Source organism: Caulobacter hibisci (genome assembly GCF_016135805.1).
Classification (GTDB): domain Bacteria; phylum Pseudomonadota; class Alphaproteobacteria; order Caulobacterales; family Caulobacteraceae; genus Caulobacter; species Caulobacter hibisci.
The window spans coordinates 1-20,590 of sequence record NZ_JADWOX010000025.1 but is presented as its reverse complement, the minus strand read 5'-3'; the positions used below and the strand labels follow the sequence as shown (position 1 = coordinate 20,590).

Genomic DNA, 20,590 nt, shown 5'->3' with positions numbered 1-20,590 from the left:
AGGGGGAACGAGGTCAGGCAGAACAGGGAAGGATCGAACTCGACCCACCGGTCAATTCTCACAATGTGGACAATTGATCGATATATTGAGAATATCATCGAAGTGGCGGACGTCAACCGCCGTTGCGTGGGGAAACGCCGTGAACCGACTTCTTCTGTCCGCCGCCCTTGCCTTGGCGCTGGCGCCGAGCGCGCCGCTGCTGGCCGCGCCGAAAGCGGCGGCTCCCGCCGTCGCGGCCGCGCCCGCCTGGCGCAGCGCCTGGGGCAATGCGCCGATCGCGCCGCAGGCCGTGGCCCGGCCGGGGGAGGCCAGGGCCTTCACCGACGTCACCGTGCGCCAGGTCATGCGGCTGAACGCCGGCGGCGACGCGGTGCGGCTGCGGCTGTCCAACGAACTGAACGAACGCCCGCTGGCGGTGGGGGCGATCACGCTGGCGCCGGCCGACGCCGACGGCAGGATCGTCGGGACGCCGGTCGCGGTGACGGTGGGCGGCAGGAGCGAGTTCACGATCGCGCCGGGCGCGCCGCTGCTGACCGACCCGGTCGCCCTGCCGGTCAAGGCCATGGACCGGGTGTCGGTGGCGATCTTCTATGTCGGAACCCAGGCCCCGGCTGGCCACCGCGTGCGGCTGTTCGTGGCCCCGCCCGGCAATCACGTGGCCAAGTCCCCGATCCCGGGCGAGGAGGCTCTGCGTGGTCCGGGCCTGGTGAGCGGCGTCGAGGTGCGGGGCGCAGCGGCGCCGGTGCTGGTGGCGATCGGCGACTCGATCACCGAGGGAACCGGCTCGACCGCCAACGCCGACAAGGGCTGGCCCGAGCAATTGGCCCAGCGCCTTTCGGCCCGCCCCGAGGGCTGGAGCGTCGTCAACATGGGCGTCGGCGGCGGGCGGCTGCTGCGCGAGGTCTCCGGCCCCAGCGCCCTGTCGCGCTTCGACCGCGACGTGCTGAGCGTGGCCGGTCTGAAGGCCGTGCTGCTGCTGGAAGGCATCAACGACATCGGCCGTCCGGCCCAGCCGGGCTTCGCCGCCGACGCGGTGACGCCCGAAGACCTGATCGTCGGCTATCGCCAGCTGATCGCCCGGGCCCATGCGCGCGGCGTGAAGATCTATGCCGGCGTCATCCCGCCGTTCGAGGGCGCGGCCTACTATCACGACAAGGGGGAGGCTACGCGCCAGGCCGTCAACGCCTGGATCCGCACCAGCGGCGAGTTCGACGGGATCGTCGACTTCGACGCGGTGCTGCGCGATCCGGCCAAGCCCAGCCAGCTGCGCGCCGACACCCATGGCGGGGATCACCTGCATCCGAACGATGCGGGTTATGCGCTGATGGCGCAGGCCGTGGACAAGGCGCTGTTTGGGGGCAAGTAGGGAGGCTCTCTCAAGCTCTCCCGCCGCCTTGCCTTCAACTGCCTCCTGGGCCTTGTGCCCAGGATCCATCGTTCAGCCGCTCAGACTTCGACAGGTCGAACAAGGTTTGAGCCGTCGCCGGCATGGGCCCTCGCCACAGGGGCGAGGGAGGCGATCCTTTCGGGGCCTAGACCTTAGAAACCCAAGGCGAGATTGCACCGGTCGCAATCCCCGGTAAGGTCGCTCCAAACGGCTGTTTGGGGTGAAGCATGGCGATGCGGCGTTTCGGGTTGGCGACGGCCCTGGCCCTCTCTCTGGCGATCGGAGGCGGGCCCGTCCTGGCCGCCCCGAAGCCGGTCCTGCCGGCCGCCGCGCCCGAGAGCGTCGGCGTCTCGTCCGAGCGGCTGGCCAAGCTGGACGCCTTCATGAAGGACCTCGTCGCCACCGGTCACCTGCCGGGCGCGACGACCATGCTGGTGCGACACGGCAAGGTGGTCAGCTTCGAGACCTACGGCGCCAAGGGCTTCGGCGGGCCTCCGATGGCCAAGGATGCGATCTTCCGCATCTATTCCCAGACCAAGCCGGTCACCGGCGTGGCGATGATGATCCTGTTCGAGGAGGGCCGCTGGCGCCTCGACGATCCGGTGACCAAGTACATCCCGGAGTTCGCCAACCTGCGCGTCTACAAGGGCGTGAACCCCGACGGCTCGTTCATCACCGATCCGTCCGATCGGCCGCCGAGCATGCGCGAGATCATGAACCACACGGCCGGCTTCGCCTACGGCCTCAACCCCGACAACCCGATCGACAAGGCCTATGTCTCGACCGGCGTGCTGAGCTCCAAGACCGGCCAGGAGTTCGTCGAGAAAGTCGCCAAGCTGCCGCTGGTGGGGCCGCCCGGCAAGCAGTGGAAGTACAGCGTCGGCGTCGACATCCAGGGCTTCATCGTCGAGAAGCTGTCGGGCCAGAGCCTGCCCGACTTCATGCAGAGCCGGATCTTCGGCCCGCTGAAGATGAAGGACACCGGCTTCTGGCTGCCGGCCGAGAAGGCCGATCGCCTGGCCGACCTCTACATGTGGAACGGCAAGGAAAAGAAGATCATCCCGGCCCAGGGCTTCATGGTGCTGGACATCACCAAGCCGCCGGTCGTGGCCTCTGGCGGTGGCGGGCTGGTTTCGACCAATGCCGACTACGCGCGTTTCGCCCAGATGCTGCTGAACGGCGGCGAGTTGGACGGGGCGCGGATCCTGTCGCCGGCCACGGTCAAGCTGATGGCTTCGGATCACCTGGACGACGTGGTTCTCGACGATGTCGAGGCCCCGTTCTCGAAAGCCACCGGCAAGGGCTTCGGCCTCGACTTCATGGTCATCACCGATCCGGCGCGGGCGGGCACGCTGGCTGGGAAGGGGACCTACAGCTGGGGCGGGGCGGCCGGCACCTGGTTCTGGATCGACCCGACCAACGACCTGTTCTTCCTGGGCATGATCCACGTGCTGGGCAAGGACGGCGACCCGGCCCTGCGCAACATCGACGAACGCACTGCGTCGCTGGTCTATCAGGCGCTCACCAATCCCGAAAAATAAGGCCCGCAAAGGGCTGGAGGAAACGCATGCTGGAAATGTTCTCGCTCGAGGGCCGCGTGGCGCTCGTCACCGGCGGTTCGCGCGGCATCGGCCGGATGATCGCCGAGGGCTTCCTGCGCTACGGCGCGGCGCGGGTCTACATCACCGCCCGCAAGGCCGCCGCCTGCGACGCGGCGGCCGAGGAGCTGTCGGAATTTGGCGAGTGCGTCTCGCTGCCGGGCGACATCTCGACGCTCGAAGGCGTGCAGGGCCTGGCGGCGCGGATCCTGGAGCGGGAGAGCAAGCTCGACATCCTGGTCAACAACGCCGGCGCGGCCTGGGGCGCGGACTTCGACAGCTTCCCCGAAGCCGGCTGGGACAAGACCGTCGACCTGAACCTGAAGACCCCGTTCTTCCTGACCCAGGCCCTGATCGGCCCGCTGCGCGAGGCGGCCAAGGCCCGGGTGGCCAAGGTGATCAACATCGCCTCGATCGACGGCCTGTCGGTGACCAACGAGGAGACCTATCCCTATGGCGCCAGCAAGGCCGGCCTGATCCACATGACCAAGCGGATGGCCCTGCGCCTGGCGGGCGACAACATCGCCGTCTCGGCCATCGCGCCCGGCGCCTTTCCCAGCGATATGAACCGCGTGGCCCGCGACCACGCCGACGCCGTGGCCAAGCACATCCCCGCCGGCCGCATCGGCGAGCCCGAGGACATGGCCGGCGCGGCGATCTACCTGGCCTCGCGGGCGGGGGACTATGTGGTGGGCTCTACGATCACCGTGGACGGCGGCGTGGCCTGGGCGCGGTAAAATCACCCTCTCCCAGAGGGAGAGGGAGGGTTTTCGCTACGGCTTCCCGGCCGCCGGCAGTTCGGTCAGCGGCGTGGCGTCCGACAGTTCGACCTCGCGCACGGCCGGGGCCGGAGCGGCCTTGGGCGGGCGGGCACCGCGTTCGCGGGCCGACATCAGCGACCAGCCGCCGGGCTTGAGGATCTCCAGCGGCGAGAAGCGGGCCTTGTAGGCCATCTTCTCCGAGCCCGGCACCCAGTAGCCCAGATAGACGTAGGGCAGGCCGGTGAGGCGGGCCTGGACGATGTGGTCGAGGATGATGAACGAGCCGAGGCTGCGCCGCTCTTCGGCCGGGTCGTAGAAGCTGTAGACCAGCGACAGGCCGTCGGCGAGCACGTCGACCAGCACGCAGGCCACGAGATCGCCCGGGCCGCGATCGACCGAGGGACGGCGATATTCGATCAGGTGGGTGCGGACAGCGGTGTCTTCGACCATGGCCACGTAGTCGGGCCAGGTCATCTCGGCCATGCCGCCGTCGGCGTGGCGGGCGACGAGGTAGCGGCGCAGCAGCTCGAACTGCTCCAGCGTGGCCTCGGCCTCGACCAGATGGCGCACCAGGTCGCCGTTGCGGTTCAGGGCGCGGCGCTCCGAGCGCGAGAAGGCGTAGTCGGCGGCCGGGGCGCGGGCCGACTGGCAGGCGCGGCAGGTCTCGCAGGCGGGCCGGTAGGCGATGTTCTGGGAGCGACGGAAGCCGACCTGGGTCAGGCTGTCATTGACGCCGGGACCGTCGGACAGGGGCAGGTGGGTAAACACCTTCCGTTCCTGGCGGCCGGACAGGTACGGGCAAGGGGTCGGCGCCGTCAGGAAGAACCGAAGCTGTCGCGTCGGAAAATGCTGCGTCACGTGGTCCCTGTCCCCTTGTTTCCGGCTAGGCCCCCGCCCTCGCCCTATGATGGGGATTAGGCGGCATGCCGAGCCGTTGTGCAAGCCGGACAAACGCGTGACGCGTCATACGGTCACAGGTTGTCGGGCAGGACGGGCTTTTCGCGCAACAGGACGATGGAGATCCGGCGGTTGCCGGCCAGGGTCGGATCGTCCGCATACAGCGGTTCGGAATTGGCCTTGCCGGACACCTGGTAGATGCGGTCGTCGTCGACGCCGGCCCCGCGCAGCACCTGGCGCGAGGCGTCGGCGCGCTGGGCCGACAGGGCCCAGTCGCTGTCGGCCTTGCGGCCGCGGGCGTCGGCGCTGGTGTGTCCCGAGACGGTGATGCGGTTGGGCAGCTGGTTGATGACCTTGGCCACGGCGCGGAGCAGCAGGCGGGCCCGGTCGTTGGGCTCCTTGCTGTTCTCCTTGAACATCGAGCGGCCTTCCTGGTCGATCAGCTGGATGCGCAGGCCCTCCGGGGTCTGGTCGATCATGATCTGCTTCGACAGCTCGGCCAGTTCCGGCATGTCCTGCAGCGACTGGCGCAGCGACTGGGCGGCCGAGGCGAAGCTGTCCTGCTCCTTCTTGGCCAGGGCGTCGCGCAGGGCGTCCTCGCTGGCGGAGTCGAGGCTGGCGGTGGTTGAGGACTGGCCGTCCTCGCTGGTGGAGTCCGGGGCCTCGGGGGCCATCTGCTGGACGACCGACATCTTGCCGTCGGCCTTGGCGCCGTCGTCGCCGAGCGAGGTGCCGCCCAGGATGCCGCCCGAGCCGCTGGTGCTGGACGAGATCGAGGCGGGGGCGAAGTAGTCGGCGATGCCGGCCTTCTGCTCGGGGCTGGTGGTGTTGAGCAGCCACATCAGCAGGAAGAAGGCCATCATCGCCGTCACGAAGTCGGCATAGGCCACCTTCCAGGCGCCGCCATGGTGACCATGACCGCCGCCCTTCTTGACCTTCTTGATGATGATCGGCGCTTCGCCGGTCGACGCCATCGTGCTTAAGCCCGCTTAACCCTGTCGGGGCAACCTGACGGCAGGACGTTAAAATGGCGTTGCGATACGGGGCCGTAGGGGCCATGCACAGGGCCGAAATCGCAGGGTGCGGCAAGGAGTCTCGCGCATGAAGACGGCGTTCATCGGCCTGGGTGTCATGGGCTTCCCGATGGCGGGCCACCTGCAGGCTGCCGGCCACGACGTGACCGTCTACAACCGCACCGCCGAGAAGGCCGCCCGCTGGGTCGAAAAGCACGGCGGGGCCAGCGCCGCGACCATCGCGGAAGCCTCGAAGGGCGCGCAACTGGTCGCCCTTTGCGTGGGCAACGACGACGACGTCCGCGCCGTGGTGGGCGAGATTCTGCCGGCGCTGGAAGCGGGCGCGATCATTGTCGACCACACCACGACCTCGGCCAAGGTGGCGCGGGAGATAGCGCAGCTGGCGGCGGCCAAGGGCGTCGGCTTCCTCGACGCGCCGGTCTCCGGCGGCCAGGCTGGGGCCGAGAACGGCCAGCTGACGATCATGGTCGGCGGCGACGAGGCGACCTATGCGGCCGCCGAGCCTGTGCTCAACGTCTACGCCAAGGCCATGCGCCGCATGGGGCCGTCGGGCGCGGGCCAGCTGACCAAGATGTGCAATCAGATCGCCATCGCCGGCGTCGTCCAGGGCGTGGCCGAGGCCCTGCACTTCGCCAAGCGCGCGGGCCTGCCGACCGACGACGTGCTGGCGGCGATCTCCAAGGGCGCGGCCCAGTCCTGGCAGATGGAGAACCGCTGGGGGACGATGTCGCGCGGGGAGTTCGAGTTCGGTTTCGCGGTGGACTGGATGCGCAAGGACCTGGGCATCGCCCTCGACGAGGCGGCCAGCAACGGCGCGAGCCTGGAGGTCACCAAGCTGATCGACGGGTTCTATGGCGAGGTGCAGGACTTGGGCGGGAACCGTTGGGACACGTCGAGCCTGGTGGCGCGGTTGGAGAGGTGATGCACTGCTCCTTCTCCCCTTGCGGGAGAAGGTGGCGGCCGAAGGCCGTCGGATGAGGGGTCTCTCAAACGTTTGGCGCCGCACCCGGTCGATCGGCTGCCGCGGCTGAACAGGTTTTCGACCCCTCACCCGACCCGCTTCGCGGGCCACCCTCTCCCGCAAGGGGAGAGGGATCAGTGGGCGACCAGCGCCAGCCACTCCTCCTCGCGCATCACCTGCACGCCCATGGCCTCGGCCGTCCGCAGCTTGGCGCCCGCGCCGGGGCCGGCGATGACGAGGTCGACCTTGCGGCTCATGGACAGCACAACCCGGGCGCTCATGGCGGCGGCCAGGCCCTGGGCTTCGCCGCGGCTCATGGTGTCGAGCTGGCCGGTGAACACCACCGTGCGGCCGGCCAGGCGCTGCTCGGCGCCGGGCGGCAGCAGGCGGGGCGGCGGCCGGACGGGGCGCTTGGGCAGGCGAGGGGCCTGGGACGGCGCGTAGCTGTCGCGGTCGAGACGGCCCAGCGTCAGGCCGAGGCGAGACGGCAGGTCGTGGATGCGGTTCGCGCCATGCTCCATGGCGGCGGCCAGGGCCACCTTTCCGCAGGCATAGGCGTCGCCGGCCGCGTCGTGGTGCTTGAAGTCGACGCCCAGGTGGCGGCCGACCACGTTCAGCTTGTGCGAAGGCAGGTCGGGCCAGGCCAGGCGCGCGACCTGCACCGTGCACAGGTAGTCGAAGGCCGGCGGCGAGATCCCGTAGTGCTCGCAGGTGCGGCGGATGACGCTGACGTCGAAGGCGGCGTTGTGGGCCAGCACCAGGGCGCCGTCGAGGTCGCCCCGCAGCCGGTCGAGCACGGCGGGGAACTCGTCGGCGTCCTGCACGTGCCTGGGGCCGATGCCGTGGAAGGCGATGTTGAACGGCGCGAATCGCATGTCCCACGGCCGGATGTAGTGGTGGTCGACGCTGGCGACCGCGCCGTCCTCGATCCAGGCCAGACCGATCGAGCAGGGGCTTGACCGGGTCTCGTTGGCCGTCTCGAAGTCGATGGCGACGACCTTCATCAGCCGGCCACCAGGGCCAGCCACTCGTCCTCGGTCATCACCTGGATGCCGAGGTCCTGGGCGGCCTTGAGCTTGGAGCCGGCGCCGGGGCCGGCCACGACCAGGTGGGTCTTCTTGGAGACCGAGGAGGCGACCTTGGCGCCGAGGGCCTCGGCCTGGGCCTTGGCTTCGTCGCGGGTCATCTTCTCCAGCGCGCCGGTGAAGACCACGGTCTTGCCGGCCACGGCGGTGTCGGTCTTGGGCTTGGCCACCGCCTGGACGTCGAGCTGGGCCAGCAGGTTCTCGACCTTCTGGCGGTTGTGCTCTTCGGCGAAGAAGCGGGCCAGGGACTGGGCGGCGACCGGGCCAACGCCGTCGACGGCGGCCAGGTGCAGATAGTCCTCGCCCGGCGCGCCCTTGGCGGCTTCGGCCAGCCCCTGCGCGAAGGCGTCCCAGGTTCCGTAGCGCTGAGCCAGGGCCGCGCGGGCCGGCTTGGTCAGCTTGGGCACGACCTGGCCGATTTTCAGCTCCAGGTCTTCCGACTGCGGCCAGGGATCGGCGGGCACGCCGGCGCGGCCGGCCTCGACCAGCAGGTCCAGCGCCTTGGGGCCGACGCCGGCGGCGGTCGACAGCTCCAGATAGGTCGCGCCCGGCAAACCCTTGGCGGCGGCCTCAGAGGCGGCCTGCAGGTCGGCGAACTGGTCGAAGTGGCGGGCCAGCACGGTCGAGGTGGTCTCGCCGATGTCACGGGCGCCCAGGCCGTAGATCATCCGGTCCAGGCCGATGGTGCGACGGGCGTCGATGCCGGCGATCAGGTTCTTGACCGAGGTCTCGCCGTAGCCGTCGCGTTCGCGCAGGGCCGCCAGTTTCTCCTCGTCGCGGGCCAGGGCGAAGATGTCGGCCGGCTCCTTGATCCAGCCTTCCTCGAAGAAGGCTTGCAGCTGCTTTTCGCCCAGGCCCTCGATGTCGAAGGCGCGGCGGGAAACGAAGTGGCGCAGGTGCTCGACGCGCTGGAATGGGCAGGCGAACTCCCCGGTGCAGCGGCGGACCACGGACTCCACGCCGTTGGCGTTGATCTCCTGGGTCAGGGCCGTCTTCAGCGGGCACTCGCAGACGTGCGGGAATTCGTAGGGAGCCGCGCCTTCCGGACGGGCCTCGACGTCGACCTCGACGATCTGCGGGATCACGTCGCCGGCCCGTTGCAGCACGACGGTGTCGCCGATGCGCACGTCGAGGCGGGCGATCTCATCGGCGTTGTGCAGGGTGGCGTTGGTCACCGAGACGCCGCCGACGGTGACGGGCTTCAGCCGCGCGACCGGAGTATGCGCGCCGGTGCGGCCGACCTGGATGTCGATGGCTTCCAGGATGGTCTTGGCGCGCTGGGCGGGGAACTTGCGGGCGATGGCCCAGCGGGGCGATCGCGAGACGAAGCCCAGGCGGCGCTGCCGCTCCAGGTCGTCGACCTTGTAGACGACGCCGTCGATGTCGAAGGGCAGTTGCGGGCGCAGGGTTTCGAAATGGGCGTAGACGTCGAGCAGGCCCTGGGCGCCCTCGACCTTCTGGGCCGGCGGAGCGGTGGTGACGAAACCCCATTCCTCCAGCTTTTCCAGCGCTTCCCACTGGCTGGCGGCGAAGGGCTCGGAGGCCAAGCCCCAGGCGTAGCCGAAGAAGCGCAGCGGCCGCGTGGCGCTGATCTTCGGGTCGATCTGGCGCAGCGAGCCGGCGGCGAAGTTGCGCGGGTTGGCGTAGGTGCGCGAACCGGCTTCCTCGGCGGCCCGGTTGAAGGCCGCGAAGGCTTCGAGCTCGACATAGACCTCGCCGCGGATCTCGATGACCTCGGGCCAGCCCGAGCCCTTCAGCTTGTGCGGGATGTCGGCGATGGTCTTGAGGTTGGCCGTGACGTCCTCGCCGACGCGGCCGTCGCCGCGCGTGGCGCCCTGGACCAGCACGCCCTTCTCGTAGCGGATCGAGGCTGACAGGCCGTCGATCTTGGGCTCGGCGGTATAGAACACCGGCTCGTCGGGCGTCAGGCGCAGGAAGCGGCGGATGCGGGCGTCGAACTCGGTCGCCTCGTCGTTGGAGAAGGCGTTGTCGAGGCTGAGCATCGGCACGCCGTGCTCGACCGGTGAGAACTGCGCCGACCGCGCGGCGCCGACCTTCAACGACGGAGAGTTTTCACGGATGTGCTGGGGGAAACGCGCCTCAATGTCGAGGTTGCGGCGCTTGAGGGCGTCGTATTCGGCGTCGTCGATCGTCGGGGCGTCGTCCTGGAAGTAGCGCAGATCGTGGCCGGCCAAGGCGTCGGCGAGGCGTTCGAGTTCCTCGACGGCTTGGGCTTCGGTGAGGTCGGCGACGGGGATCTGAGACACGGGCAGGCGAATCCGGTTGCGGGCGGCGGGGCACAGTAGAGGAACCTCCCCCCGTGGGGGAGGCGGCCGAAGGCCGGTGGGGGGAAGTTTTCAGCTTTCGACGCGCTGGCCGACCGTGCAGCTACGCCCCCCACCGATCGCTGCGCGATCGCCTCCCCCACAGGGGGAGGTTCCTTTTTGCGTCACCCCTCCAGCATGGCCAGCAGGGCGAAGCTCGCCAGCCAGTGCTCGCCCATGTAGTCGCCGGTGACGTGAGGCAGGGCGGTGGCCAGGTGCAGGTCGGCGGCTTCGAGCGCCACCGCCGCCACTTCCGGCGGGGCGTCTTTGGCGACGGCGCGCCAGCACCAGGCTCTTGACAGGGACAGGCCGTCGAGGTGGGCGATCTTGCCGTCGGTGCGGTCGCTGACCTTGGGCGGGGAAAACAGGGTGGCGGGGCGGCGCTCGGCGAGGTCGGGCAGGAAGGCGGCGAACCAGGTCGCGAAGCTCTCCGGCTGGAGCCGGCGCATGGCCAGGGCCTCGACCAGGGCGGGGGAGAGGAAGTCGTCGCCCGACGGCTCCCAGGCCTGGCAGGCTTGGTCCTGCCCGTACCAGGCGGCGGCCTTGGCCGCGAGCAGGGCGCGGAAGTCGGCGTCGCCGGTCGCGTCGGTGTAGTCGGCGGCCAGGGCCAGGGCGAAGGCGGTGTTGAAGTGCGTGCCGGCCCGGATCGGATAGTCGGCGATCGGCAGGAAGGCTTGGAAACGGGCGACGAAGGCGTCGGCGAGCGGCTGCATGGTTGCGGCCCAGGGGGCGTCGTGGGCCAGCAGTTCGGCTTGCAGCTTCAAGAGCCAGGCCCAACCGTAGGGACGCTCGAAGCCGCGGCTTTCGGGGTGGGCGAGATAGGCGACCTCGGCGGCGACCTTGTCGGCGGTGAAGGCGTCATCGAACTGGGCGCGGATGGCGGGGGCTTCGGGCAGGTCCGGATGCAGGCGCAGCAGGGTGGCCAGGGTCCAGTAGCCGTGGACGCAGGAGTGCCAGTCGAAGCTGCCGTAGAAGATCGGGTGCAGGGCGCGGGGGCCCTGGGCGGCGGCCTCGCCGGCCATCACGTGGTCGAGCTTGTTGGGATATTCGCGGACCACGTGGCCGAGGGCGGCCTGGGCGAAGCGCGAAGCGGTCTCAGCGGAAGGCGAGGACATACATCAGGACCATGTTGATCAGCAGCATCAGCACCGCCGTCGGCGCCTGGGCGCGGATGACGGCGTAGCGGTTCTTGAGCTGGAGGAGGGCGGCGGGGACGAGGTTGAAGTTGGCGGCCAGGGGCGTCAGCAGGGTGCCGCAGAAGCCCGACAGCATGCCGATGGCGCAGACCATGGCCGGATCGCCGCCGAAGCGGCCGATCACCAGCGGCAGGCCGATGCCGGCCGTCATCACCGGAAAGGCGGCGAAGGCATTGCCCATCATCACCGTGAACAGCGCCATGCCCAGGCAGTAGGCGACGACCACGGCGAGGCGGCTGTCGATCGGGGTGATGGCCAGGGTGATGTCGCCGATGGTTTGGCCCACGCCGGCCAGGGCGAAGACCGCGCCCAGCGCCGCCAGCATCTGCGGCAGCATGGCGGCCCAGCCGACCAGGTCGATCAGCCGGCGGCCCTCCTGCAAGGGCGCGCTGGCCGGCTGCTTGAACAGGCGCTGGGCCAGGATCGCGGCGACCACGGCGGCGATGGCCAGGGAAACCAGCGTCGCCTGCTTGGGATCGACGAGGTGCTGGCCCTTCCAGGTCAGGGCCTTGAAGGCGAAGGTGCCGAGAAGGACGATGATCGGGATCAGCAGGGCCGGCAGGAACAGCTTGAGGCCGAAGCGCTGGGCCAGTTGCGCACGCTCCTCGCCGCTGGTGGTCGCCGGCTGGCCCACGCCGAGGCGGCCCGTGCCGGCCAGCAGGGCCAGGGCGACGACGAGAAAGCCGTTGCCGAGGTCGCCCAGGCGGTCGCCGAAAAGGAAGCTGATCGCGAACAGGCCCCAGAAGGCGGCGTTGCCCCAGCGCTTGGAGTTGGCCTTGTCGCCGGCGCTCATGACGGCGAAGGCGGCGAACATGGCCCCGGCCAGCAGATAGACGAGCGGCAGGCCGATCATGCTTGCGACCCCCGCTTGGAGAGCTTGCGGTCGAACAGCAGCAGCCTGGCGCCGTGCACCAGGAAGGCGGCGATCGCCGTGGGGATGGCCCAGACCGACAGGTGCAGCGGTTCCACGATCAAGCCGTTCTGGTCGAGGAAGCCGACGATCAGCAGGATCGAGCCGATGGCCATGAAGATGTCCTCGCCGAAGAACACGCCGACATTGTCGGTGGCCGCGCTCATCGCCTTGACCTCGTCGCGGGTCGCCTCGTCGAGCGGCGCCTGGCCTTCGGCTGCCGCTTCGGCCATCGGGGCGACCAGCGGGCGGACGGTCTGGGCGTGGCCGGCGATAGAGATCAGGCCCAGCGCCGCGGTCAGCTGCCGGGCCAGCAGATAGACGACCAGGATCCGCCCGGCGGTGGCGGCCTTCATGGCCCGGATCGCCGTGCGGGCCCGCTCCTGCAGGCCCGATCGCTCGAGCACGCCGATGGCCGGCAGGATCACCCAGACGATGCTGACATAGCGGTTCTGGTTGAACGCTTTTCCAAAGGCGGCCAGCACCTCCAGCGGGCCGAGGCCGGCGGCCAGGCCCGAGGCCATGGCGGCGCACACGACCACCAGCAGCGGATTGAACCGCAGCGCGAAGCCCAGGACGATCACGCCCACGCCGATCAAGGGCAACATGACGCCCATCCCCCGTCTTCGAATCCGCAAGGACCGTCCGACGGGGGAAGGGCGCTGGCAAGTCCGATCCCGTCTAACGCGGGTCGCTTGACGTCTGCGCCCGTCGGCGCGAGGGTCGAGAGAGAACAACGATAATATACGGGAGCAAGCGTCATGGCCGACGGAACCGGCGCGATCGCCGCATCGATCAAGGATCACGTCAGCGAGGCCGAGTGGCAGGCCCGGGTCGACCTGGCGGCCCTCTATCGCCTGGTCGCCCTGCACGGCTGGGACGACATGATCTTCACCCACATCTCGGCCCGGATCCCGGGACCCGAGCACCACTTCCTGATCAACCCGTACGGCATGTTCTTCGGCGAGATGACCGCCTCGTGCCTGGTGAAGGTGGATCTGGAAGGGAACGTCATCGACAAGACGCCCTATTTCATCAATCCGGCGGGCTTCACGATCCACTCGGCCATCCACGCCGCGCGCGAGGACGCCCAGTTCGTCATGCACCTGCACAGCGACCAGGGCGTGGCGGTGGCCGCCCATGCCGAGGGCCTGCTGCCGCTGAGCCAGCACGCCCTGATCGTGACGCCGCAACTGGCCTATCACGACTACGAGGGCATTGCCCTGAACCTCGATGAGCGCGAGCGGCTGGTGTCCGATCTGGGCGACAAGCGGCTGATGCTGCTGCGCAATCACGGCACTCTATCGACGGGCCGCACGGCGGCCGAGTGCTGGCTGGGGATGTTCTTCCTGGAGCGGGCCTGCGCCCAGCAGGTGATGGCCCTGAGCGCAGGACGCGAGCACGTGCTGCTCGCTCCGGAGGCGGCCCAGGCCGAGGTGCGCAGCCAGACTGGCATGGGGCTAGGCATGATCGCGGGGCTGGCCTGGCCGGGCTGTCTGCGGCAGCTGGATCGGGAGTCCCCAGGCTACGCGGCCTGAGACTATTACGGCGACGTTTTGACGACCGGCGTTACGTCAAAGCGTCGCCGCAAAAGTGTTTCAAAGTTGAAATGTGACGTAATCCTAGTGTCACTAGACGCGGGTCTAGGCTGCGGTCATATGTCGCCCCAAACCTAGACTTTGAGGCCGATCATCATCGGCGCCGGAGCGTACTTAGTGATCCGCAGGCACTTCTTCCTCATGGCGGCCGGCGTCGCCGTGGTTCTGATGATCGTGGCCGGCGGAGCCAAGCTGCTGCTTGGCGGCAAGGCCGAGGGGCAAGGCGGCCAGGGCGGTCGCGCCACGGCCGTCTCGCAGGTTCAGGTCGGCCAGCGGCCGTTCACCGACCGCATCGAGGTGCTGGGCGTGGCCAAGGGCCGCCAGTCGGTGACCATCACCTCCAACACCACCGAGATGATCACCGCCGTCCACTTCCGCGACGGCCAGCAGGTGTCGCGCGGCCAGGTGCTGGTGACCCTGAAGGACGACCAGGAAAACGCCGACATCGCCGAGGCCCAGGCCAATCTGAACCAGGCCGAGCGCAACTATCAGCGCTGGCGGACCCTGGCCGACAAGGGCATCGCCCCGCGCGCCACGGCCGAGCAGTACCAGGCCGCCTACGAGACGGCCAAGGCGAGCGTGGCCTCGGCCAAGGCCCAGCGGCTGGACCGCGTGATCCGCGCGCCGTTCGCCGGCCGGGTGGGCATTTCCGACGTCGCGCCGGGCACGCTGATCGCGCCGGGCACGGCCATCGTCAGCCTCGACGACGCCGCGGTGGTGCGCGTCGACTTCGCCGTGCCGGACCGCTATCTCGCCACCCTGCGCGAGGGCCTGGCGATCCGGGCCGAACCCGACTCCCTGCCGGGCGAGACCTTCCAGGGCCGCATCGCCCAGATCGACACCCGCATCGACGAGGCCACCCGCGCCATCAAGGCCCGGGCCGAATTCCCCAATCCCGGCGGCCGGCTGAAGCCTGGCATGCTGGTCAAGGTCGCCATCGACCAGGGCCAGCGCCAGGGCCTGGCCGCTCCGGAAGCCGCCGTGCAGTTCGAGGGCCAGCAGGCCTCGGTGTTCGTCGTCGCCAAGGGCGACAAGGGCCATGTCGCCCGCCGCACCAACGTGACCACCGGCCTCTCGGCCAACGGCTTCGTCGAGATCCGCTCGGGCCTGAAGGCCGGCGACGTGATCGTGGCCGACGGCCTCAACCGCGTGCAGGACGGCGCGGCCGTGCGCGACGTGAACAAGCCGGCGGGCCAGGGCGGCAAGCCCGGCCAAGACCGTAAGGCCGGCTGACATGCTGTCCGACATCTCCGTCCGCCGCCCGGTCTTCGCCGCCGTCGCGGCGATCATCCTCTGCGTCATCGGCCTGGCCGCCTTCGGCTCGCTGCCGATCCGCGAACTGCCGAACGTCGACCCGCCGGTGGTGTCGATCTCGACCGCCTACCAGGGCGCCTCGGCCGAGGTCATCGAAGAGCGCATCACCCAGGTGATCGAGCGCCAGGTGGCCGGCATCCAGGGCATCGATCGGGTCAACAGCAGCTCGCGCGACGGCCGCTCGCAGATCAGCATCACCTTCCGCCTGGACCGTGACCTGGACGCCGCCGCCAACGACGTGCGCGACGCCGTCAGCCGGGTGTCGGCCAACCTGCCCGACCAGGCCGACCCGCCGCAGATCGCCAAGGCCAACGCCGACAGCTCGCCGATCATCATCCTGAACCTGACCTCGACCACGCTCGATCCGCTGGAGCTGGCCGACTACGCCGACCGCTATCTGGTCGAGCGGATGTCGACGATCGACGGAGTGGCCCAGGCCAACCTGTTCGGGGCCAAGATCTACGCCATGCGCATCTGGCTGGACGCCAACGCCCTGGCCGCGCGCGGCGTCACCGTCAGCGACGTCGAGGACGCGCTGAACGCCCAGAACCTGGAATTGCCGGCCGGCTCGCTGGAAAGCAGCGCCAAGGACTTCACCATCCGCGTGGCCCGCGCCTACGCCAAGCCCGAGGACTTCGCGCGCCTTCCGATCCGCGCGGCGGACTCCAGCGGCTTCGTGCTGCGCCTGGGCGACGTGGCCCGCATCGAGGAAGGCCCGGACGAGCGCCGGCGCCTGTTCCGCGGCAACGGCGTCGACCAGGTCGGCATCGGCCTGACCCGTCAGTCTCAGGCCAACGACGTGGCCATCTCCAAGGCCGTGGCCAAGGAGGTCGCGGTCATCAACCAGACCCTGCCGCCCGGCACCAAGCTGGTGGTGGCCGTGGACAACTCGGTGTTCACCGCCGAGGCCATCCACGAGGTGTGGATCACCATGGGCATGTCGATCGCCCTGGTGGCCCTGGTCAATCTGATCTTCCTGGGCAGCTGGCGTTCGGCCCTGATCCCGTCGATCGTCGCGCCGATCTGCATCCTGTCGACCTTCATCATCCTGGCCCCGCTGGGTTTCTCGCTGAACCTCCTGACCCTGCTGGCCCTGGTGCTGGCCGTGGGCCTGGTGGTCGACGACGCCATCGTCGTGGTCGAGAACATCCAGCGGCGTGTGGACGAGGGCGAGCCGCCGGTGATCGCCGCCCAGCGCGGCTCGCGGCAGGTGTTCTTCGCCGTCGTCGCCACGACCATCGTGCTGATCTCGGTGTTCGCACCGCTGATGTTCCTGCCCGGCTATATCGGCCGGCTGTTCGTCGAGCTGGCCGTGGCCATCGCCGCGGCCGTGGCCTTCTCGGCCTTGCTGGCGCTGAGCCTGTCGCCGATGATGGCCTCCAAGCTGCTGAAGCCCGCCCACGGCGGCGGCTGGTTCAACAAGCGCATGGACTGGGCGATGGACCGCCTGCGCGACAGCTATCGCCATTCGCTGGAAGGCCTGCTGGGCGGCGGACGTGTCGCGACCCTCGCCGCCGGCGGGGCGGTGATCCTGCTGGCCGGCTTCGCGGCCCTGCTGTTCGTCAGCCTGCCCAAGGAACTGGTGCCGGCCGAGGACCGCGGCCGCGTCGACATCTCGATCAGCGCGCCCGAAGGGGCCGGCTTCGACTACACCGCCGGCATCGGCGCCCGGATCGAGAAGATCATGGCCCGTTACCGTGAGGACGGCGTCGCCGAGCGCACCATCCTGACCATCCCGCGCTTTGGCCAGAGCCAGTTCAACTCCGGCAACGGCGTCGTGGTGCTGAAGGGCTGGGGCGAGCGCGACAAGACCGCCGACCAGGTGGCGGCCGAGCTGAACAAGAGCCTGTCGGGCATCACCGGCGTGCGGGCCGTGGCCAGCGTGCGCGGCGCCTTCCAGCGCGGCGGGGGCGGCGGCGGTGGCGGCGGGACGAACGTCGACCTGATCGCCGTCGGCAACGACTACGTCCAGCTGGCCAACTGGTTGAAGCCGATCCTCGACGCCTCCCAAGCCAATCCGGGCTTCTCGCGTCCGCGCATCGACTACGAGCCGACCGCGCCGCGCCTGTCGGTGCAGATCGACCTCGACAAGGCCGCCAGCCTCGGCGTCTCGGCCCAGGCCGTGGGCCGGGCGCTGGAGACCATGTTCGGCTCGCGCCAGGTGACGACCTACATCAAGAACGGCCAGGAATACGACGTCATCCTGCAGACCAACCTCGACCAGCGCCGCAGCGTCGCCGACCTCGACCGGCTGCAGGTGCGCACCAACGCCGGGGGGCTGGTGCCGCTGTCGACGGTGGTCAAGACGCAGCTGCGGGGCGACACGCCCGACCGTCCGCGCGTCGACCGCCTGCGCTCGGTGACCCTGACCACCCAGCTGTCGCCCGGTTACACGGTCGAGGACGCGGTCAGCTTCTTCCAGGCCCAGGCCGCGGCCCATCCGACCCCAGGCGTCAGCGTCAAGTGGGGCGGCCAGGCCAAGGACTATCTGGAAGGCTCGGGCGGCATCGCCATCGCCTTCGGCCTCGCGTTGCTGCTGGTGTTCCTGGTGCTGGCCGCGCAATTCGAAAGCTGGATCCACCCGGCGGTGATCATGCTGACCGTGCCGCTGGCGGTGCTGGGCGGGCTGTTTGGCCTGCTGATGGCCGGTTCGACGATCAACACCTACAGCCAAATCGGCCTGATCATCCTGGTCGGCATCGCCGCCAAGAACGGAATCCTGATCGTCGAGTTCGCCAACCAGCTGCGCGACGAGGGGCTGAAGGTCACCGAGGCGGTGATCGAGGCGGCGGCCCTGCGCCTGCGCCCGATCATCATGACCTCGATCGCCACGGCCATGGGCGCCCTGCCGCTGCTTCTCTGGACAGGGGCGGGGGCGGGAAGCCGTCAGACGATCGGAGCGGTGATCTTCTTCGGCGCGATCGTCGCGACCCTGCTAACGCTGTTCATCGTGCCGGTGTTCTACAACCTGCTCGCGCGCTTCACGAAATCTCCGGAGTGGACGGCGCGGCAGATCGAGGACTATGAAGCGCGCGAAAAGGCGGGCGAGGGGCATACCTCACCCGTATAAAACGGGTGAGGAAGCATGGCTGACGGGTCTCTGACCGCCAGGCGGCAAGAAATCGCGCTGCTGCGGCGTCTCGAGGAGCGCATTCTCTGGCTGGCCTCGTGGACGATCCACAACGCCAACCACCTGCGCGAAAGCCGCGACGGGCTGAAGGTGGGCGGCCACCAGGCCTCCTGCGCCTCGATGACCACGCTGATGACGGCGCTCTACATGAAGGCGCTGCGGCCGCAGGATCGGGTGGCGGTCAAGCCGCACGCCAGCCCGGTGTTCCACGCCATCCAGCACCTGTTCGGCCGCCAGACCCTCGACAACCTCAAGCGCTTCCGCGCCCTGGGCGGGGCGCAGTCCTATCCCTCGCGCACCAAGGACATCGACGACGTCGACTTCTCGACCGGCTCGGTGGGGCTGGGCGTGGCGGTTACGGCCTTCGCCTCGCTGGCCCAGGACTATCTGGCCGCGCGCGGTTCGGTGAAGCCCGAAGCCATGGGCCGGATGATCTCGCTGCTGGGCGACGCCGAGCTGGACGAAGGCAACATCTATGAGGCCCTGATCGAGGCCTGCAAGCACGACCTGCGAAACACCTGGTGGATCGTCGACTACAACCGCCAGAGCCTGGACGCGACGACCAAGGACCGGATGTTCACCCGCTACGGCGAGATCTTCGAGGCCGCCGGCTGGACGGTCGAGACGCTGAAGTGGTCCAAGCGCCAGAGGGAAGCCTTCGAGCGGCCGGGCGGCAAGGCGCTGAAGGCCTGGATCGAGACCGCCCCCAACGACCTCTACGCGGCCCTCAGCTACCAGGGCGGCGCGGCTTGGCGCGAGCGGTTGACGGCTGACTTGAGCGGCGACGCGGCCGCCCTGGCGCTGGTGGCGTCCTACAAGGACGTCGATCTCGGCGAGCTGATGACCGAGCTGGGCGGCCACTGCCTGGAGACGATCCTGGAGGCCTTCGAGCGGGCTTCGCGGGACGATGCGCCCCGGTTCTTCATCGCCTACACCGTCAAGGGCCTGCGGCTGCCGTTCCAGGGCCACAAGGACAACCACGCCGGCCTGATGAACCCCACCCAGATCGCCGAGCTGCGCGAGCGGCTGGGCGTGGTCGAGGGCGAGGAATGGGACGCCCTGTCGGGCCTGTCGTCGGCCGAGCGCACGGCGCTGAAGGGCCTCGTCGCCCGCGCGCCCTTCGCCGCCGCCGTCGAGCGCAATCACAAGGCTCCCGTGGTCGCCACGCCGAGCGCGGATGAGCTGCTGTCGGCGGTTGGGGGCGCCGGCGAGCAGTCGACCCAGGCCGCCTTCGGCAAGGTCATGTTCGACATCGCCGCCCGCAAGGACGAGTTCGCCGGCCGTGTGGTGACCACCTCGCCGGACGTGACGGTGTCGACCAATCTCGGCGGTTTCGTGAACCGGCGCGGCGTGTTCCATCGCCGGGCTCACGAAGACGTCTTCAAGCGCCGGCGCATTCCTTCGGCCCAGGTGTGGTCGATGGGCGAGACCGGCCAGCACGTCGAGCTGGGCATCGCCGAGAACAACCTGTTCATCGCCCTGGCGGCCCTGGGCCTGACCGCGCCGCTGTTCGGCGAGCGATTGTTCCCGGTCGGCACGCTGTACGACCCGTTCATCGCCCGCGGCCTCGATGCCCTGAACTACGCTTGTTACCAGGACGCCCGTTTCCTGCTGGTGGCCACGCCTTCGGGCCTGACGCTGGCCCCCGAAGGCGGCGCGCACCAGTCGATCGGCTCGCCCCTGATCGGCATGAGCCAGCCGGGGCTGGACAGCTACGAGCCGGCCTTCGCCGACGAGACCGCGGTGCTGATGGCCCACGCCTTCGACCGGATCCAGGCTGCTGACGGCAGCTCGACCTATCTGCGCCTCTCCACCCGCGCCATCGCCCAGGCCGAGCGCGTGGACGCCGCCTGGCGCGCCGGCGTCGTCGAGGGCGCCTATTGGCTGAAGCGGCCGGCGCCGGACACGCGGCTGGCCGTGGTTTATTGCGGGGCCCTGGCCCCCGAGGCGCTGGAAGCCCATGCGGCCCTGCTGGAGGACGAGCCTGGGGCGGGCCTGCTGGCCGTCACCTCGCCGGACGTGCTGCATCGCGACTGGACGGCGGCGGGCCGCTCGCGCTGGACCGAGGGCGCGGCGCGGACCTCGACGGTGGAGCGGCTGCTGGCCGACCTGCCGCGCGAGGCGGGCCTTGTCACCCTGATCGACGGCGCGCCGACGGCGCTGTCGTGGCTGGGCTCGGTGCGCGGGCATCGCCTGCGGGCGCTGGGCCTGGAGACCTTCGGCCAGTCGGGGGACCTGCCGGATCTCTACGGCAAGTATCGGCTGGACGCGGAGGCGGTGCTGGACGCCTGCGCGGATCTGCTGGCTTAGGAGGGAGACCCCCTCAGTCGCTCCGCGACAGCTCCCCCAGAGGGGGAGCATCTTCTTGGCTCGGCGCTTCGAGATCCTCCCCCGC

Annotated in this window: 15 protein-coding genes; 8 read left to right on the top strand and 7 right to left on the bottom strand. The window is 69.5% G+C overall.

Going from position 1 to position 20,590, the window contains the following annotated elements; all coding sequences use genetic code 11:
• The first annotated feature begins 139 nt into the window (after nt 1-139).
• The 3 genes from I4Q42_RS23715 (at nt 140) to I4Q42_RS23705 (ending at nt 3,722) form a co-directional block, all read left to right on the top strand.
• A complete protein-coding gene (locus I4Q42_RS23715; RefSeq protein ID WP_198578569.1) occupies nt 140-1,366 on the top strand; it encodes an SGNH/GDSL hydrolase family protein in 1,227 nt (408 codons plus the stop codon).
• Between the two features lie 248 nt (nt 1,367-1,614).
• Entirely contained in the window at nt 1,615-2,928 is a 1,314-nt protein-coding gene (locus I4Q42_RS23710; RefSeq protein ID WP_198578568.1) for a serine hydrolase domain-containing protein, read from the top strand.
• 26 nt (nt 2,929-2,954) lie between these two features.
• Nucleotides 2,955-3,722: an SDR family oxidoreductase gene (locus tag I4Q42_RS23705; protein ID WP_198578567.1), complete on the top strand. Its 768-nt coding sequence runs from the start codon at nt 2,955-2,957 to the stop codon at nt 3,720-3,722.
• A 36-nt stretch (nt 3,723-3,758) separates the two neighbouring features.
• Here the strand turns inward: I4Q42_RS23705 and I4Q42_RS23700 are convergent, their stop codons facing one another.
• Both I4Q42_RS23700 and I4Q42_RS23695 read right to left on the bottom strand, forming a co-directional pair.
• Nucleotides 3,759-4,604: an arginyltransferase gene (locus I4Q42_RS23700; RefSeq protein ID WP_198578566.1), complete on the bottom strand. Its 846-nt coding sequence runs from the start codon at nt 4,602-4,604 to the stop codon at nt 3,759-3,761.
• Between the two features lie 113 nt (nt 4,605-4,717).
• Nucleotides 4,718-5,617, bottom strand: a complete 900-nt coding sequence (locus I4Q42_RS23695; RefSeq protein WP_198578565.1) for a flagellar motor protein MotB — start codon at nt 5,615-5,617, stop codon at nt 4,718-4,720.
• A 64-nt stretch (nt 5,618-5,681) separates the two neighbouring features.
• Between I4Q42_RS23695 and I4Q42_RS23690 the strand changes: the two genes are divergently transcribed.
• Nucleotides 5,682-6,599: an NAD(P)-dependent oxidoreductase gene (locus I4Q42_RS23690; protein ID WP_332873142.1), complete on the top strand. Its 918-nt coding sequence runs from the start codon at nt 5,682-5,684 to the stop codon at nt 6,597-6,599.
• A gap of 173 nt (nt 6,600-6,772) precedes the next feature.
• On the opposite strand, the gene I4Q42_RS23685 is transcribed toward I4Q42_RS23690, so the two are convergent.
• From I4Q42_RS23685 to I4Q42_RS23665, 5 genes are all read right to left on the bottom strand, one after another.
• The gene (locus I4Q42_RS23685) at nt 6,773-7,642 is read right to left on the bottom strand and encodes an exonuclease domain-containing protein (RefSeq protein ID WP_198578563.1); all 870 of its coding nucleotides are present in this window, start codon (nt 7,640-7,642) and stop codon (nt 6,773-6,775) included.
• Nucleotides 7,642-9,990, bottom strand: a complete 2,349-nt coding sequence (gene ligA / locus I4Q42_RS23680) for an NAD-dependent DNA ligase LigA (RefSeq protein WP_198578562.1) — start codon at nt 9,988-9,990, stop codon at nt 7,642-7,644. The genes I4Q42_RS23685 and ligA overlap by 1 nt, the downstream gene beginning before the upstream one ends.
• 182 nt (nt 9,991-10,172) lie before the next feature.
• On the bottom strand, nt 10,173-11,162 hold the full coding sequence (locus tag I4Q42_RS23675) for a DUF2891 domain-containing protein (protein WP_198578561.1): 990 nt from the start codon (nt 11,160-11,162) through the stop codon (nt 10,173-10,175).
• Nucleotides 11,143-12,096, bottom strand: a complete 954-nt coding sequence (locus I4Q42_RS23670; protein ID WP_198578560.1) for a DUF979 domain-containing protein — start codon at nt 12,094-12,096, stop codon at nt 11,143-11,145. Before I4Q42_RS23670 ends, I4Q42_RS23675 begins: the two co-directional genes overlap by 20 nt.
• Nucleotides 12,093-12,761, bottom strand: a complete 669-nt coding sequence (locus I4Q42_RS23665; RefSeq protein ID WP_198578559.1) for a DUF969 domain-containing protein — start codon at nt 12,759-12,761, stop codon at nt 12,093-12,095. Before I4Q42_RS23665 ends, I4Q42_RS23670 begins: the two co-directional genes overlap by 4 nt.
• A 153-nt stretch (nt 12,762-12,914) precedes the next feature.
• Between I4Q42_RS23665 and I4Q42_RS23660 the strand changes: the two genes are divergently transcribed.
• From I4Q42_RS23660 to I4Q42_RS23645, 4 genes are all read left to right on the top strand, one after another.
• Nucleotides 12,915-13,691 carry a class II aldolase/adducin family protein gene (locus tag I4Q42_RS23660; protein ID WP_198578558.1) on the top strand — a complete coding sequence of 259 codons (777 nt, stop codon included), beginning with the start codon at nt 12,915-12,917 and terminating at the stop codon, nt 13,689-13,691.
• Nucleotides 13,692-13,868: 177 nt separating this feature from the next.
• Nucleotides 13,869-14,984, top strand: coding sequence for an efflux RND transporter periplasmic adaptor subunit (locus tag I4Q42_RS23655; protein WP_198578557.1), 1,116 nt, complete (start codon nt 13,869-13,871; stop codon nt 14,982-14,984).
• A gap of 1 nt (nt 14,985) precedes the next feature.
• Nucleotides 14,986-18,135, top strand: coding sequence for an efflux RND transporter permease subunit (locus I4Q42_RS23650; protein ID WP_198578556.1), 3,150 nt, complete (start codon nt 14,986-14,988; stop codon nt 18,133-18,135).
• Between the two features lie 15 nt (nt 18,136-18,150).
• Entirely contained in the window at nt 18,151-20,505 is a 2,355-nt protein-coding gene (locus I4Q42_RS23645; RefSeq protein WP_198578555.1) for a transketolase, read from the top strand.
• Nucleotides 20,506-20,590: the final 85 nt, after the last annotated feature.